Source organism: Deltaproteobacteria bacterium HGW-Deltaproteobacteria-18, from assembly GCA_002841885.1.
In the GTDB taxonomy this organism is placed as follows: Bacteria; Desulfobacterota; Desulfovibrionia; order Desulfovibrionales; family Desulfomicrobiaceae; genus Desulfomicrobium.
Map to the genome: position 1 here is coordinate 1 of PHBE01000025.1, position 14,905 is coordinate 14,905.

Genomic DNA, 14,905 nt, shown 5'->3' on the forward strand with positions numbered 1-14,905 from the left:
GCTGTCGCCGGTTCATCCCCACAGGCGTGGGGAACGGTAGAATGGAGCAGCGAGAAGATATTTCAGACGCGGTTCATCCCCACAGGCGTGGGGAACGGTCCGAACAGACTGATGCGGCAAAGGCCATGGGCGGTTCATCCCCACAGGCGTGGGGAACGGACTAAATAAAACCCTTTGAAACTATTCATTTTTCAAAGAGCCCTCAAGATTACCGATTTAATGACGGCTCAGAGCCGTCACTTTCCACCGGAGCTGGCGGAAGAAACGATATGAGTTTCACGCCATCCAACTCCACCGGTATACGGCGATTTGCGCCCAGGGTTTCAAAGTCAAATCCACTTTCCGCGTTAGTACTCCAAGCCATGACCGCATTACCTTCTCCCAAGCCAGTCTTGACTTGACACCAAATCAACTCGCGCACTCGTCGATTAGCCTTGCCAACATACACTCCCGCTCGGATCTCCAGCAACCAGACCGCCAGACGTCCGCGCAGTCTGGGCGGCACGTTTTCAACCACGATGACCAGCATCACCAAGCCCTTCCTTGTTAGGGATTGCCACGGTCACCGCCTCATCCGGCATAGTAGGCACAGATACTTCGCCAGCAGTAAGCACCTGTTCAATCGTCGGTATAATGCGTTTCAGGATTTTGGACTGCCGGAAAGCGTCACGGCACGCCAAACGCACATCTCTTTCAGGGTTAATCGGTTTACGGGCCGCAATCTGGAATGCAACGGGCACAACCGTTTCGAATTTGAAAATATCCGCGATGTCGTAAACGAAGGATTGTGGCTTTCCCGTATGGATGAAGCCCACCGCCGGAGCATAACCAGCAGCGAGAATACCCGCTTCGCAAATGCCGTACAGACAAGCCGTTGCCGAAGAAAGGCAACGGTTTGGGATGTCTCCGCTTCCCCAGGATGTATGGTCATAATTCCGTGCATTCCATTGAACACGATACTGCTTGGCCAGCAATTCGTACATTTTTCGGACGCGGGCCCCTTCAATGCCTCGCAGTTGCTGAATACTCCGCTTTTCAGGTGGTTTCTCCTGAAAGCGCATCTCATACATCTTTCGCACCACCTTCAATCTGGCGGCATCGTCCAAAGCCAGCTTGGCCTGGTACAAGAGCCTGTCCGCTCGCGCTCCTCCGGGTTGACCTGCGGAATACAACCGAACCCCGCCTTCGCCGACCCAAGTCAGCAAGCATCCAACCCGACTGGCTAATGCTATGGCAGCATGGGAAACCCGCGTCCCAGGCTCCAGCATCAGACAGACGACACTGCCTACAGGGATATGCTGGCGCACACCGTTCTTATCCACGAGCACAAATGCTCCATCCAAAACATCAAGCTGCCCGCGTTCCACAAACAGGATCGATAGCCGATCCTTGATTGGAAGTGGCTTCAGAGGTGGAAGGATTGGTTCTGTCATCTCATTATAATGTTATTTTATTAAACGTTTTCAGTTCGTTGGATTAGCCAAACTCTTCTGGGGGCAAACCGCCGGGCACTGGATTCAAAACTCAAGGCCTTGTCCGGCAGACTGTCCCGACCATCCGCAAAGTCTGAGACATCCTGCTGCCGCGTAAAGGACGACAGCGTCCTTTTGCCGACCAGAGCCTGTACGGCCTTGTCCTGCGTATTGAACAGTCCGACCAGCACCGGGGCAGACGGAATGCACGTCTTGCGCCCCAACCAGATACCCCACACCGGATCGGCCAGAGCCTGCGTCAGTGGTTTCAGAAACGCATTGTCGCCTTCGAGCAATACGCCGAAAGAGGCGTCGAGGAGATAAACGCGTTGGGTAATGTGACAATCCTTATTCTTGCCGTCAGCGGTGCGGGTGTTCTGCACCGTATGATAGTCCGTCAAACGCCGAACCGGAATTTCCTGAGTGTGACGTTCACGGGGGATGGCAAATGCGGTCATGGCCAGTATATTGAATGACTCCAGAAAGACTTGTTCCGCAACACTTCCACGGACATGCCCCATGGCCGCGCAGCACATTCCGGCGATACCACTTTTGGTCGGGATAAGCCCTGTGTCCCGACGATTGTATTGGCTGTGGCAACCCCACGACTGCAACGGCCCTTCCAAGCGCAAAGCCAATACACCGATGTCAACGGACATGTGACACCATCCTGTTCAGGAAATCCGGCATGGTTGTCGCAGGGATTACAATGTGCTCAACCGACTCGATGCCCCAGATGCTCTGTAACTTGTCGTACTCGGTCTGCAGCGCTTGTACGGATTTTTCGACGTACCCCTGCCCCGGCCGAATCGGCATTTCAAAGGCGTTGACCAATTGAACGGGATGCCCTTTTTCGCGGACAACTCCCATAACGTAGGCGGGCAGAGTGTTTGCGTTCATGGTATTTTTTCGGGCAGACGGCACGGCCTTGATGGTCGCTTCAAGAAATGTCCGGACAACGGATTGGCGTTCTTCCACAGACATGCAACCCAGATGACCCGAGTCCTCCAGCATGTCGAGGTTCAAAGCCGCAAAGCGGTAGTACGTCGCGGAGTTGAATTCGAGGGTGCTGGTCATGCCTGCTCCAGCGTCTTCCTTGGGTTGCAGATCGTCCACAGCGGCAAAGAAATCGATCTCGTTATCGGCCTTGTGCGTGGACAGTGCGTGCGAGAACATGCCCGCCGCTTCCACGGTCAGGGAATGGTCACTGGCGACCATGCGGCCAAAGATGGCAATATCGGCGGCATCTTTCACTAATCCCTCAGCATTTTTACGCTCAGCCTTAAAAGCCTTTTGAATTTGTGATTTTAGCACTTTTCCAATGCGCTTGGAGAACTCCTTTGGCGTTATCTTTTTTTCTCCACTTTTCTTCTTAGGCTTTTCATCCGGTTCATTGTCGTCATCGCTATCGTCATCGTCATCACTGCCAAGTTTTGAAATATCAACAGCTGCAAAAGCATCCCGAAGCACCTTTTTGTCTTTTTCTTCAAGTGATTCTAAAATTGTTGCGAAGATTTTATATTCAGATGGAGAAAGAAATATAAGTGTTTTAACTTTTCCTTCCTGTTTAGGATCTAATTTTGCGAGATAATGACCAGCGCATGAGGCAAATATTTTTGCATCCTCGGGATTCACGTCGAGTTCAAGTAGAGATTGAATAATTTTGCTGACAAACAGACGACTTCTAATTCCTTTGAAGGCCTGATTATCATCAAGTTCCTTTGCGGCCATTTCCCGAATAGCGCGTTTCCAGGACTGGCTGGAAACACGGGCACGCTGCACGCCTCCGAAAATGGCGGTTTTGGGAGAATTGAGATCGTCACGGTTGAGGCAAGCTACGGGAACGGACTGAATGATGTGCAATTCCAGATGTCTCATAAATATCTCCTAAATTTATTGTTTAATTGGCCAGAGGCGCGAGCAGGAAGAGCCCAAAGCCAAAGCTTTTGGCGCTACCCAGGCCGTGCTGATAGGTTGCGATGAAATCCTGTGTGTCTATCACTTCGAGCGTACCGCGAAATCGCACACCTCCGTGCATTCCAGCATGCCCCGGTTTGCGGAAAAACTGCTCTACCATCGGACTTATTTCGAGTGGACGATCCGTAATCAGCCGAAATCCACCGCTGACAGATACTCCCTGGGCATCAAGGCAGCGTTCCGCCCCCTTACGTTCGAGCCAGGCACGCAGTTCGTCTTCCTTGACCAAAGCGACCCGTTTGCCCTGACGCAGGCAGCGTCCATCTTCGCCTTTGACAGACAGTTTCTTGGTGGGGTTGGCCACAAGATCGAACGCATAGCGTTTGTGCTCAAAAAATGAGGAAGCGATACGCTTGAACGCAAAGCCTTCGGGCGGGCACCATGACGGACAGATAGGCTTGCGGAGCGAGGCCATCCAAAGCACCATGAGCGTTTCCTGCTGATCGACACGAGTCAGAAAATCTCGCAGTGCATCGGAATTATCTGGAAAGCACTCCCACAAGCGTTGATGCCAGTCGTAATTGTCCCAGATTTTATGTGTTCGCCTCAGATCAGCGTGGATCTCCATACGGGTTAGCCAGTTCATGCGTCCCCCCCCTCGGTTTTCTCCGCGTCGGGATTCCAGAAGGAGCTTGCCCACGCGGTTTTGACCCGTTCGTTCCAAAACCGCAGATCTGTCTGCAACTGTCCGTAATTGACGGATAATCCTTCGGCCTTGGCCATCAGGACCAGACGCAATACGCGATCCAGGACTTCGTCCCCACTGGCCGCCAGAACATGCTGAAAACGGCGTTCCGTGGGTGTAAGCTTGGCATCTTTGCTTTTGGGGGGATCACGCCGCAATTCGATCCGCCGACACAGATTGCCAAAGTTTCCCACGTCCGTGACCTCCGGATGCGCTGCGAAAAGCCCGGCCACAAAAACATCGACTTCGTTATCGATCTTCACCCCAAGACGATTCAGGGCGGGCCAAGCTCGATGCCGTTTTCCGGCAATGAGGGCACAGCGCAGGTTGGCCATGAGGCCGCGATCATCCTTGCTGCCAAGGAGTCGTTCAATTAACGTCTTCATTCTTGCTCCTCCTGATTGGAATTACCTGCTTCCACTTCTCCAACCCCATCTTGCCGGATGGTCAGTTTCTTCCAGCCTTTGGCAAAGGCACGCATTTTCCGAGACGTATCCTGGGAACAGGCAAGTCCATACGCTTCACGGGCCGAGGCATAGAGCATGGATCGCCATGCTTTCTGTAAATTCGCGAACGCATCGCTTCCCAGCGCCCCAACGGCATTCATGAGCAGATCGAGATGTTGTTCAACTGCGGTCCAATAATGAGTTGTCGCAATGCTGTGGAGTCGGGCTTTGAGTTGACCTTTGGATGGCCCAACCATTTTCAAACGACCTTCCCAGCCACCGTCTATTTCCAAACGATAGGTTTCAACAGCCCAGCCCAGTTTTCCGGAGATAATTTCTGCTAGATGAACACTATTTTCGTATGTGTTGAGACCAGCCTCTGAATTCATGTTTTCAGGGATGTGGTACACCGATTCGATGGTATTCAGAATTGTCGCCTGATCACGGCCCAGAGCGCAAACACACAAGTCTGAGGCGACCTCTCGCCCAAGTCGCTCAAGCATCAACGGGCCCCTCGCACCTTTTTGTGTCCTCTGTCTGGTCATTACGGCAGCCAAATCACGCCAAATGGCGCGGCCAGGACGATAAGCAAGCAGGGCACGCTCCTCTTTCTTCTGATTTTTGCGCAGAACAACGGTGGCAGATGGCTCCGGATGAAATCCATCCGTAAATTGCGGATACGGCAATCCATCGCCCATCAACATGTATTGCCCATCTGACTTAAGTTTGATGAAGCGAGACATGGGAACCAAGCGCCCGAGATACGTTTGGGTAGCGTTAGAAACAGCGCTGGAATCGTCCATTTTGAAGGGCATTTTCTCCCATACAGGACAGCCCTTGGCATATCCAGCGCAGTACATTGCGATATCTTCATCTGAAAGAAGGTTTAGATACAGCGTCTCGCTAATATTTTTTCCGCGCAAAAAGGCGTGTATCATTGAGGACGGAACACAAGGAGAATCTTTAGACGATTTGCTGGTTTTATGCTTGTCCCAATAAACTTGAGAGATGAGACCTCCAGGGGAAAAACACTGAAAAGAGACCATCCCTACGACAACGTCTGAAAGGTTAATGTTTCGGTCTGTATTCATCCCCTCGTGGTCGAACAGGGTGGTGTTATTTCCCGTGGCATTTTCAAAGATGAGTTTCGATACTGGTGTTAGATCCGAAATGTCGGAACTCACTTTGCCATCCTCGGTCTTTGATAGCCCGGCAACCTGCAGCCACGGCTTTTCCGGATGAAATAATTCAAACGAATCCTTCCAGGTCTTCAAGTAGTTGTCAGCGGCCTCAGGTAAGTGTTCCGGTGCCTGCTCCCACTCGTCATAATTTTTGGGGCCATTAAGGGCCGCATGGCTGGCACACAGCATAAGGCGCATCAGGGCCACGCGTTCATGGGGCCGGACAGCCAGATCCGCATAATCCTCGCCGTGCGTCAACGCATCGTGCAGGCTGATGCGAGCACTAGCACCATCGAGAGCGATCACCGGCATCCAGGGGTCAAAGGCAATATTCATAAATCCTCCGTTTCAGGATGAACGATCAATGACGAGACCAAGGGAATCCATATAAAATAGCCGGTTTCCGGACTGCAGACCTTTGATTGAAACACTTCCCGCCGCATCAACCACGCCAACGATAAAGCGTCCTCGTACATACATGTTGAACAGGGTTTCGCCCGGTTCCTGGCCGTACGAGATCAGGTATTCCGGAACCTTGACTAGGTTGCGGTGAATAGCGCGGGCTGCGGCCAGAGAAAAATCCTGACCCCGTGCCAAGATGACTTCGCCACTCAACAGGACGCTCTGTGACGAACTGTGTTCGGAGCACAAAATAAGGGAGATAGTCGGCATTTCGTTGAGTCGCGTCTGGACGCCCTCTTCATCCGGCAGTGCCACCGTCCAGTAATTGGCGTTCTGTTGAGCGATCATTTTCTTTGCAGAATCCGAGGCAAACCATTCTCCATACAGCGCAGACCACGACTCCGGCTCATTTTCACTCTCTGCATACGTCGCTTCCAGCAGCGCTCTGATCTGGCGAGGGATTTCCACCTGCTCATGCGTTTTCCACACTTCAAGACTACGAAGCAGTACATACGGAGCATAAACTTTGGCTTTTGCACCCAGTTCCTTGATGATGGCGGCAGGCTTCATGGTTCGAAATGCCTCCAGGGAGGACGCTTCCTCCACGATCATTACAACAGGTTCGTAGGCTGGCCTACCCGAACGCTGATGCCTCCAGAGCCGCCCGATGCGTTGCAGCAGCATGTCTGTCGGTGCAAGTTCGGTCACGAGCAGATCCGCATCGAGATCCACACTTTGCTCCACCACCTGAGTGGCCACGAGAATGGAGCCACAGCGTGATCCGTTTTTTCCAAAGCGTTCCATCCATTCCTGCTCCAATGCTTCGCGTCGGGGAAAGGTAAAGCGGGAATGTAGCAGGCCGATGGGAAAGGCTTCGCCGCATCGCTCTGACAATTCGCGGAAAATGTGTTGTGCGCTATCCACGGTATTGCAGATCCAGAGCACTGCGCCACCGCGTTGCGCCATATCTTTCGCACGGCTCATGGCATCGTCAGCCGTGGAGAAGCAGGTTCGGATCTGCCGCCCTTGCGGCGGGGTGATGAAAACAGTCACCAGCAACTGGTCCCGACGTTTAGCGGTCAATGTGGCGGAAAGAATGATGACCGTGCAGCCCAATCCTTCCAGTGTCTTAATCAGCTTGTCGATGAGTGTGCCGGTGTAAAGATCGTAGGAATGGATTTCGTCCAGAATGACCACTTTTCCTGCCAGCGCAAAGTGACGGACAAAGAAATGCTTGGCCGCGACCACACCCAACAGACACTGATCCACCGTGCCGACACCAAACGGAGCCAGCAGGGCGCGTTTAGTCGATGCGAACCAGTCTTGGCTGGCGCGAGCGTCATCCTCTGCGGCCCCGTGAACAGTCGTGGCTGGAGTTTTGGGAACGTCACTCCCCTCCAACAGCCAGGAATTGCCATGCACGAGTCTTGATGCTGAAGCATTATCCGTGATTCGATCCAGGAATTCATTCATGCGCAGATGAATACGATTACTCGTGGCCTGCGTGGGCAGAGCGAAATACACGCCGGACGCATACCCGGAGCACAGCAGATGATATGCGGCCCACAAGGCGGCCTCAGTCTTGCCCATGCCCATAGGCGCTTCAATGATATAGACGCCTGGCGTAGTAATGATTGCTGCGGCACGTTCCTGCAATTCATTGGGTGAAAAAGGAAAAATGCACTCAAAAGACAAATCGGCCGTTATCCTGGGGTGGTGAAAACCGATGTGTTCCAGGGCGGCTTGAGCGCTCATGCCCTTGAATTCGGACATTTCTTTGTCTGGAGGGAAGAAGCGTTCATCCGATCCGATCCAGTCCGCCACGGAAGTCAGGCCACCGAGCCACCACAATCCGGATTCCGAAACCGTCAGCGCGGAAAAATCCATCATCGCTCCAAAATGAGACCAAACCTTACGGACAGTGTGGAATCGCAGTTCGTTCCATGCAATGCCGCTGGCGGATTCCGACATGACGCAGGAAATGCCGCGATCACTCGGAAGAGCTTTGATTCGTCCATGATGCGCGCCGAGAATAGCCGAGATATACTTGGCCGTTTTCCGACTGACGCCCAGTTCCATGAGCGCCTGCTGAATAGACGCATGCGAGACGCGACCGTGATCAGTCTCCACAGAGGTCTGCCAAGAGTTGTGTTCTGCAATGGCTGACATTGCAAACCGCTCAAGCCAAGCCGGACATTTCTGTTGAAACCCCGGAGAAATTTTTCCCAGATCATGCAGGGCTGCCAAAGCAGCGACGATTTCAGGTGACAGGTTCAGTCGTTGACATAACTGCGGTGACAAGTCGGCGAGCAACCGAGCCACATGGCCGACATTCAGCATATGCTCCGTAACGGAAATCCCCAGTTGCCCTTCGGCAGTGGTTTTGGCCCAAAAGTAGATGTCGTTACTGACAGCCGGTGTCATCCTTCCACCCTCATCCCATACATCCTCGCCATAACTTTCACCTTCACGATCGCCTCCTCCCTCAGCCACTGCGGCTCCAGCACTTCAAAATCCCCGCCCCAGCGCATGGCCCACCACAGCACCTCTCTGGGTTCGGTCACCTCAACCTCGAAGGCCAGGGAACCGTCGGGGTGTTCCGTGAGCCTTTGGCTCGGGCTGTGGTATCCTTCCCGGATGTAGGGCGCGGCGAATGGTGAAAACCAGACGCGCACCGCTTCAGGCTCCTTGTCTGTGGCGAACACGCAGAATGAGTTATGACGCCGTTCCTCATAGATGTAGCCGCGCTCGTTCGTAAAAACTATCTCCGTAGGCCAGACATACTGAATCCGGCAGACCTTAAAACAGCGCACCGCTTTTCGTCCCCAGTGATACCCGTCCATGTAGAGAGACCCCTCAAGGACATAAAGCTGGTACGGGTCGATCTCGAATGTCTCTGGTTCGGCATGGGGCTTGTGATAGGTGATCCGGACCCTGCGCCGCTCCGTGATGGCATTGAAGAGGCCGTCGACGACTGACTCTTTTCCTCCGACATGCGCGGGCATTTCAGGTCCCTGGAGCAGGGCTGCGCAGGCCACGGCAAGAGGGGCCTGATTCACTGCCAGGAGTTTGGCCGCTGCCTTGCGGGCCCGCGAGGCCAAGAAGGATTCCTGTAGTCCGCCGAGCCTGCCAACAGCCAGTACGATGGCCAGGCGCTCATCCAGCGCGAGATCCGGGGCGGTCAGGAAGGCGTCTTTTTCGATGACATGCCGACGAGCCTTCCTGTCGAAACGGAATTCTACGCCCAAGCTTTTGAGCAGACTGCAGTACCGACCATAGGCCGACTTCTCGACTCCGAGTTCCTGCCGGATTTCCTTGGGCGATTTGTCCGGGGACGCCTTGATGGCCATGTAGAGATGGAGAATGCGCTCCAACTTTGTTGAATCATAACTCCTTGTTCCCATCTTATGGCCCTCCAGCAGGTTTCGCAGCAAGCACAAAACAACAGATCTTCCCCGGCAGTGGGGAAGATCCCATAGCGTAGACGGGAGAAATCTTTTTTTATGAATGTGATTGCCGAAAATTGGAATGAAAGACAAGGAGGATCAGAATGTATGACGGAATACGTGCAATATTCCTGAAATTTAGTATTTCCTCAGTGAATGCGTATGATGCGACTTACTTTGTATGACATAATTGAATTTTTAGTCCGAAATCGCATAAAAAACTCCCTCACGTGTAGAGTGGCGCGAGGGATCTGGATCTGTGAACATCCAGCAACATGGTCACAGTGGTCAGGGATCATGTGCCGGCCCTTAGGGAGTCGTATCAAAGAATTTAATTTTAAGTCGTCGCAGTTTTTTTCGAAGGTGGATCTTCAACGAATGCCTTCAAAGGCTTCTGCACCCCCCGAAGCATGTTCTCGACTATCCCGGCGGCCTTGAGAACCGCTTCAAGGCTGATGGACGGAACCGTTCCGTCCTTGTCGAGGTAGTCGGCCAGATACTTTTCCGATGGATTGGCGATGCCGATCCTCTCACTGACCAGCCAGGCCACGCTCTCGGCCTCGAATTCCGCGACATTTTGGTCAACATGTGGCCGAGACGGAAAACCATTGTCACCCTTGACCCAGCCGAGGTGACCGCACAGAAGATGCCCCAACTCGTGGGCGATGGTCACAATTTGCGCCTCGTCCTGAAGATTGCGGTTTATCACCATATCGAAATCCATGCTAAGGAATTTCCCCTTGTGCGGAACGCGGTACCGCTGTCCCGCCCTTTGGATGCTCCCGGCCCGATCGGTGCCATGATTTGCCCAGTTGAGCCGGACGCCGACGATGGGCAAATTTCGCAGCAGCCTGTCGGCCATCTCGAAGCACACTTGTCCCGCAACCTTGAACGGCTCCATCAACTCTTCAGGAAAGGGCCTGCCTTCTGTGTCGTTCAATTCAAAAACGAAACGGACCGGGCCGAAAGGCCAGAGGATCACAAGCGGGTTGGCCCCTGGCTTTATTGTCCTCTCATAAAGATTGAGCCACTCATCAGCACTGGCGACAAACCAACTTCCCGGTCTCTGGACGTGTAGCAAAAACGCATTGAATGGCGCGATGCGCGGAAATTGTTTGATGAATTGGAAAAGATCGCGCAATTCTGGGCCACGGCGATATGTTCCAACGCGATGAAACAGCTCATCCAATGGGCCGAGTTCATTTTTTGATTCACTATTCATGGTTGTTACCAAACGTCAGAGGTAATTTTTTGTATTCTAGACCTCACTCGTACTCTAGCGCTTCACTTGACAGGAGAAGGCCATCTTTTTTCTTCTCGCCATTCATTCCCATGCGATAACTTTATACCAAATCACGCCCGCCAGATAGCACGCTCTATCCAGTCAGTCAGCACGGAATATGGTTAACGCTGCAGAGGGCGGAAACGGCGGAACCAGGGTTGCCCCCAATCCCGCCACGACCTACGCATCGATTTTTCGGCGTGCGTGCTTGTGGATGACCAAACTAAAGGCGCACGGCCGGATGATGACCGGCTTGCCTTTGTAGAACATCCGCCCGTCCGGAAGATCCAGGTCCACAAAGGCCAGCTGAAAGTCATCTTCCACAACCTTTTCAGACTCCAGACGCCCGACCCTACGTTGCAAATTTCTCACGATTCAACCTCCCTGGCCAGGCCCGGCCATTCCCCGGTGACGTCTTTGTAAAGTTCGTCCATCGCCCTGCGTATGTCCGGTGTCGATACGAACGGCCTGAAGCGCACCGCTCGCGCCACGCCGTCCACGATCTCTGCCGTCTCGGTCCTGTTCAGGCGAAGGAACTTTGTACCCCTGGGATGCTTACTCCAGAGAGCCGCTTCATCCGGCCAGGCGCTCAGGTCCGAGATGCTCATAACAGCACCGTCCGGGTCGACCACGTAGAGCATATGCCTCCGGTAATTGGCGCGGTCCTCGTACAGCTCCCCAGCCTGGCCAGCCTTGGATGATTCGAGCTGTTCAATCCGTGTTTCCAATTTCATCCTTGCGTCTCCTTGCGCCCTTCGAGGGCCGCGACACGTTTTTCCAGTTCCGCAAGCTCCAGGGCCTTGCCGAGGGCGTTCAGCATGCCCGTGAGCGTTTGGCCTTCGCCCGGTAGAAGGTCGCCCGAGGCCACGGCTTTGACGATTATCTCCAGGGCCTGGGGCAGCTTCTCCGCCGTGAGTTTGTTTGGTAGGGGCAGGGCGGGGGAGATTGGTTTTTCCCGGGTCGGTGGACACAGGCGCTCTAGGCAGAGACGTAGAGCTGTCGTGTCACCAGCCAGGGCCAGGTCCACGGCCTTGCGGGTAAGGGCCTCGACCTCACCATCAAGCAGTTCTTGGACAGCCTGTGTTGCCCGGTTCCGCGTCCCTGGACGTTTCCCCGCAGGATTCCCGCTTTGACCTTTCTTGAAGGGCTTTCCCCGCTGTTTTCTCGCTGCATTTTCAGCCATTTGCTATCTCCTTACACCACTCCTTGATCTCAACTCGGAGCTGTTCGATTTCCAGCCACAAACGCCGGGTCCTGGCATCGATCATGCTTTCGAGCCCGGCTACTTCGTCTTCGAGGACCTTTAGGCGTTCTGGGATGGGCTGCTCGGTCATAGTGGCCTCCCGTCGTTCTCAAATTGCAGAGCCTGCGCGTAGATCGTGTAAAGCATCGACCATACCGCAGTCGGCCAAGATTTCGGGAGAGCCAGTCCGTTCCATCCGAGGAGCCGGAAGCCCTCACTTCCGTGACACCCCTCGATTCTTTCCAACAGGCTTTTAGCTTGGGCCGGGACCAATTCAGGAAAAAACTCGGTCTTTGAACAGAGCACCGGCCAACAAGCCCGCAACCCATCAATGGCAACGTGGAGACGTTGTATCTTCGACGGCGTGAACCACGGTTCCGACAGAACGACGAGCGTTTTACCGATACGACCCAAGGGCCACCCTTCGAAGGCCAGCAGTTCTTTGAGGTGTTCGATGGTCTCCCACCACTCGATGTTGTCCTTGTCGGCGGGATCTGTCGGCACGACATGCCAGGCCCACGGGTCAGATTGCAGATGTTCGATGATCTCGGCCTTGCGCTCCAGGATGCTGGGTTTGATTTTCTCGACGGATTCATCCGGGCCGACCAGTTTCAATTTAGTGGGAGACGCCAACGTGATTTGTATGCCTTGCCTTTCTGCCTCGGCAAAAATAGTGGCGGTTACGTCAAGATAGGTTTTCACAACTCCACCTCCACGAGCTTCTTAGAAGCTACACTCGAAGTAGTAGAAGTGGTGGAAGTTACCTCTTCATCTCTTGTTTCACTTAGGTTTGAACTTCCCCCCCCCATAATATCACCAGCAGAAATTCCATTTCCACCGCATCCACCATCCCTATCACTTCCACTACTCCCACCGCCTTGACCACCAGGTAATGAATAGAGGCCGTAGCCCACGCAAAACAACAAACCATCCTCAGAGAGAGAATTTATAAGCTTGCTGATGGTCTTAGGTGATTTGCGTAATGTGTGAGCCACCATATTGGGGGAGAGGGGGCCGTGATGACTTGCGAATGTTTTGAGTATCGCTTGACGTTCAGGGCTGATCTTTGGGGCGGTTGCGCCGTGGTCGAGACCAGTGCAGATCCATCCGGGATGAGTCCAGCGCAGGGCGTAGGCCTCGCCGTCAATGTCGCGACCAGTGGTGAGAAGTTTGGCAGTTTCTGCTTCCCTTGAGCGCGTCAAGAGCATGGCCGTGTCGGCGGTGCCGAACTGTCCGGAGCTTCCTGTGATGGCCTCGAACGGGTCACGGTTAGATGACCGACCCTTGCTCATATGAGTCACGACCAAGATGCAGATGGAGTACTTGTCGGCGATTGCCTTGATCTGGCCCATGGCCAACGAGTCGGCTTCGTATGCGTTTAACCCCTTGGGTTTCGACTTCGGCCCGATCTTGGCCAGCGTGTCCAAGACGACCAGCTTCAGACCCTTGGGCACGTTCTCGCGAATGTACGACTCCAGTTTTTCAAGGCCTCCTTCATCCACTCGGGGCCAGGAGGTTTGGAAATCCACGTTTTCAAGTCCATCCGTCAGTTCGGGCTCAAGTTGGCATAGCGTTCGGATACGGTCCTGCAAACGCCGCTTGGAATCCTCCAGCGCCAAGTAGAGAACTTTGCCTCGTTCAGCGGTAAAATGGCCAAGAACCAGACCACCCCGGCCGACACCAAGGCAGATGAGCGTTACAAGCCAAGATTTACCTAACTTCGGCCCTCCGGCAAGTATAGCCAAACCCATTGCGAGTAGTCCTTGGACTGCCCAGACGAGTTCTGGGAGCACCATAGCCAGCAGCGCAGCGGCGGTGAAGATCCCGCGCAGGTAAGGGTCTAACTGTTTCGATGTCTCAGACTGTTCCGGAGCCTCCAGCCAGGCCGTGAAGGTCTCTTTGCTCCATCCTTCGGCCACGGCATCAGCGGCGTCCCAACCCTTGGGTTTCCCGGCAGGAGGGGTGAGAATGCGTACGGACGTTGCCCCAGCTTCTCGGCACATGGCTTCAACATCACGCGCGGCCTTCAGTCCCGGTTCGTCATTGTCGGGCCAGACTACAACGTTGCGGCCTCGCATTTGTGCCCAATCCGCCTTCTTGACGGCGTTGCTCCCGCCTGGCCACGTGATGGCCACGGCGTCAGCGAGGAGTCTCTGGGCCGCGTCGGCCGCCTTTTCTCCCTCAACAATTACGATGCCGCCAGTGAAGCCGGGCAATTCGTCAAGGCCGTACAAAGGTCTGGGAGTCTGAGCGGCTCCGGATATCCAGCGCTGCCCGTCGCGTTTGAAGAAGGGGATAATGTCCTTGCCGTCAGGGCCATCGTAGCGGGCCACGTACCCGAGGACCGCGTTGTCTTCGGCTCGGTAAGTCCACCTTCCCGCGAGGGGCTTACCTCGCCATGTCGCCGGAATGCCGTCGGGGGCGTCCTGCTTCGGCGTAGATTCCGGCCAGAGCCCCCGGGCCTTTAGACTAGCAATAACGGTGGCCTGGTCGCACCCGGCGAAACACTTCGCTAGGAGCTTTCCGCCCCTGCTGGTGATCGAGAGGGAAGGGTTCGGGTCGTCATGGGCGCAGCAATGTACCATGATCCCATTGTTGGCCGTGCGGTGGCCTCCGAGGGCCTGGAGAATGGCGTCGAGGTGTTTCATGGCCGACCTCCACAGCGGTCACGACGGGCGGCTCCGGCATTGACATACGGAGAGTTCCGGGGCATTTTATTTTTGTCGTGCTCGGTGCCGATTTCCCTTTGAGCCCGGACCGCAGGCTGCCAC

General features: G+C 54.4%; 15 protein-coding genes and 1 CRISPR repeat array. All 15 genes read right to left on the reverse strand.

Annotation, left to right across the window (positions count from 1 at the left end; all coding sequences use genetic code 11):
- Positions 1 to 8 precede the first annotated feature (8 nt).
- Positions 9 to 161: a CRISPR direct-repeat array (repeat unit 29 nt; unit sequence CGGTTCATCCCCACAGGCGTGGGGAACGG).
- Positions 162 to 208: 47 nt separating this feature from the next.
- Positions 209 to 529, reverse strand: a complete 321-nt coding sequence (locus CVU60_17160) for a type I-E CRISPR-associated endoribonuclease Cas2 (GenBank protein PKN40121.1) — start codon at positions 527 to 529, stop codon at positions 209 to 211.
- On the reverse strand, positions 510 to 1,433 hold the full coding sequence (locus CVU60_17165; GenBank protein ID PKN40122.1) for a subtype I-E CRISPR-associated endonuclease Cas1: 924 nt from the start codon (positions 1,431 to 1,433) through the stop codon (positions 510 to 512). Before CVU60_17165 ends, CVU60_17160 begins: the two co-directional genes overlap by 20 nt.
- A 20-nt stretch (positions 1,434 to 1,453) precedes the next feature.
- On the reverse strand, positions 1,454 to 2,131 hold the full coding sequence (cas5e, locus tag CVU60_17170; GenBank protein PKN40123.1) for a type I-E CRISPR-associated protein Cas5/CasD: 678 nt from the start codon (positions 2,129 to 2,131) through the stop codon (positions 1,454 to 1,456).
- A complete protein-coding gene (locus tag CVU60_17175) occupies positions 2,121 to 3,350 on the reverse strand; it encodes a type I-E CRISPR-associated protein Cas7/Cse4/CasC (protein ID PKN40124.1) in 1,230 nt (409 codons plus the stop codon). The genes cas5e and CVU60_17175 overlap by 11 nt, the downstream gene beginning before the upstream one ends.
- 22 nt (positions 3,351 to 3,372) lie before the next feature.
- Complete coding sequence (cas6e, locus tag CVU60_17180) at positions 3,373 to 4,035, reverse strand: type I-E CRISPR-associated protein Cas6/Cse3/CasE (protein PKN40125.1); 663 nt, start codon at positions 4,033 to 4,035, stop codon at positions 3,373 to 3,375.
- Positions 4,032 to 4,520 carry a hypothetical protein gene (locus tag CVU60_17185; GenBank protein ID PKN40126.1) on the reverse strand — a complete coding sequence of 163 codons (489 nt, stop codon included), beginning with the start codon at positions 4,518 to 4,520 and terminating at the stop codon, positions 4,032 to 4,034. The genes cas6e and CVU60_17185 overlap by 4 nt, the downstream gene beginning before the upstream one ends.
- Positions 4,517 to 6,097 carry a type I-E CRISPR-associated protein Cse1/CasA gene (gene casA / locus CVU60_17190; GenBank protein PKN40127.1) on the reverse strand — a complete coding sequence of 527 codons (1,581 nt, stop codon included), beginning with the start codon at positions 6,095 to 6,097 and terminating at the stop codon, positions 4,517 to 4,519. The genes CVU60_17185 and casA overlap by 4 nt, the downstream gene beginning before the upstream one ends.
- 12 nt (positions 6,098 to 6,109) lie before the next feature.
- Positions 6,110 to 8,587, reverse strand: coding sequence for a CRISPR-associated helicase/endonuclease Cas3 (locus tag CVU60_17195; protein ID PKN40128.1), 2,478 nt, complete (start codon positions 8,585 to 8,587; stop codon positions 6,110 to 6,112).
- Entirely contained in the window at positions 8,584 to 9,567 is a 984-nt protein-coding gene (locus tag CVU60_17200) for a hypothetical protein (protein PKN40129.1), read from the reverse strand. Before CVU60_17200 ends, CVU60_17195 begins: the two co-directional genes overlap by 4 nt.
- 379 nt (positions 9,568 to 9,946) lie before the next feature.
- Positions 9,947 to 10,591 (reverse strand): hypothetical protein, encoded by a 645-nt coding sequence (locus CVU60_17205; protein ID PKN40130.1) that lies wholly within the window; start codon positions 10,589 to 10,591, stop codon positions 9,947 to 9,949.
- Positions 10,592 to 11,071: 480 nt separating this feature from the next.
- On the reverse strand, positions 11,072 to 11,263 hold the full coding sequence (locus CVU60_17210; GenBank protein PKN40131.1) for a hypothetical protein: 192 nt from the start codon (positions 11,261 to 11,263) through the stop codon (positions 11,072 to 11,074).
- Positions 11,260 to 11,625, reverse strand: coding sequence for a hypothetical protein (locus tag CVU60_17215; GenBank protein ID PKN40132.1), 366 nt, complete (start codon positions 11,623 to 11,625; stop codon positions 11,260 to 11,262). Before CVU60_17215 ends, CVU60_17210 begins: the two co-directional genes overlap by 4 nt.
- A complete protein-coding gene (locus CVU60_17220) occupies positions 11,622 to 12,074 on the reverse strand; it encodes a hypothetical protein (GenBank protein ID PKN40133.1) in 453 nt (150 codons plus the stop codon). The genes CVU60_17215 and CVU60_17220 overlap by 4 nt, the downstream gene beginning before the upstream one ends.
- Before the next feature lie 147 nt (positions 12,075 to 12,221).
- The gene (locus tag CVU60_17225; GenBank protein ID PKN40134.1) at positions 12,222 to 12,836 is read right to left on the reverse strand and encodes a hypothetical protein; all 615 of its coding nucleotides are present in this window, start codon (positions 12,834 to 12,836) and stop codon (positions 12,222 to 12,224) included.
- Positions 12,833 to 14,782 (reverse strand): hypothetical protein, encoded by a 1,950-nt coding sequence (locus tag CVU60_17230; protein ID PKN40135.1) that lies wholly within the window; start codon positions 14,780 to 14,782, stop codon positions 12,833 to 12,835. Before CVU60_17230 ends, CVU60_17225 begins: the two co-directional genes overlap by 4 nt.
- Positions 14,783 to 14,905 lie beyond the last annotated feature (123 nt).

Excerpts from the sequence above, each read along its gene's own strand:
- CVU60_17160 (PKN40121.1), bottom strand. The coding sequence starts at position 529 with ATGCTGGTCATCGTGGTTGAAAACGTGCCGCCCAGACTGCGCGGACGT.
- CVU60_17165 (PKN40122.1), bottom strand. The coding sequence starts at position 1,433 with ATGACAGAACCAATCCTTCCACCTCTGAAGCCACTTCCAATCAAGGAT.
- cas5e (PKN40123.1), bottom strand. The coding sequence starts at position 2,131 with ATGTCCGTTGACATCGGTGTATTGGCTTTGCGCTTGGAAGGGCCGTTG.
- CVU60_17175 (PKN40124.1), bottom strand. The coding sequence starts at position 3,350 with ATGAGACATCTGGAATTGCACATCATTCAGTCCGTTCCCGTAGCTTGC.
- cas6e (PKN40125.1), bottom strand. The coding sequence starts at position 4,035 with ATGAACTGGCTAACCCGTATGGAGATCCACGCTGATCTGAGGCGAACA.
- CVU60_17185 (PKN40126.1), bottom strand. The coding sequence starts at position 4,520 with ATGAAGACGTTAATTGAACGACTCCTTGGCAGCAAGGATGATCGCGGC.
- casA (PKN40127.1), bottom strand. The coding sequence starts at position 6,097 with ATGAATATTGCCTTTGACCCCTGGATGCCGGTGATCGCTCTCGATGGT.
- CVU60_17195 (PKN40128.1), bottom strand. The coding sequence starts at position 8,587 with ATGACACCGGCTGTCAGTAACGACATCTACTTTTGGGCCAAAACCACT.
- CVU60_17200 (PKN40129.1), bottom strand. The coding sequence starts at position 9,567 with ATGGGAACAAGGAGTTATGATTCAACAAAGTTGGAGCGCATTCTCCAT.
- CVU60_17215 (PKN40132.1), bottom strand. The coding sequence starts at position 11,625 with ATGAAATTGGAAACACGGATTGAACAGCTCGAATCATCCAAGGCTGGC.
- CVU60_17220 (PKN40133.1), bottom strand. The coding sequence starts at position 12,074 with ATGGCTGAAAATGCAGCGAGAAAACAGCGGGGAAAGCCCTTCAAGAAA.
- CVU60_17230 (PKN40135.1), bottom strand. The coding sequence starts at position 14,782 with ATGAAACACCTCGACGCCATTCTCCAGGCCCTCGGAGGCCACCGCACG.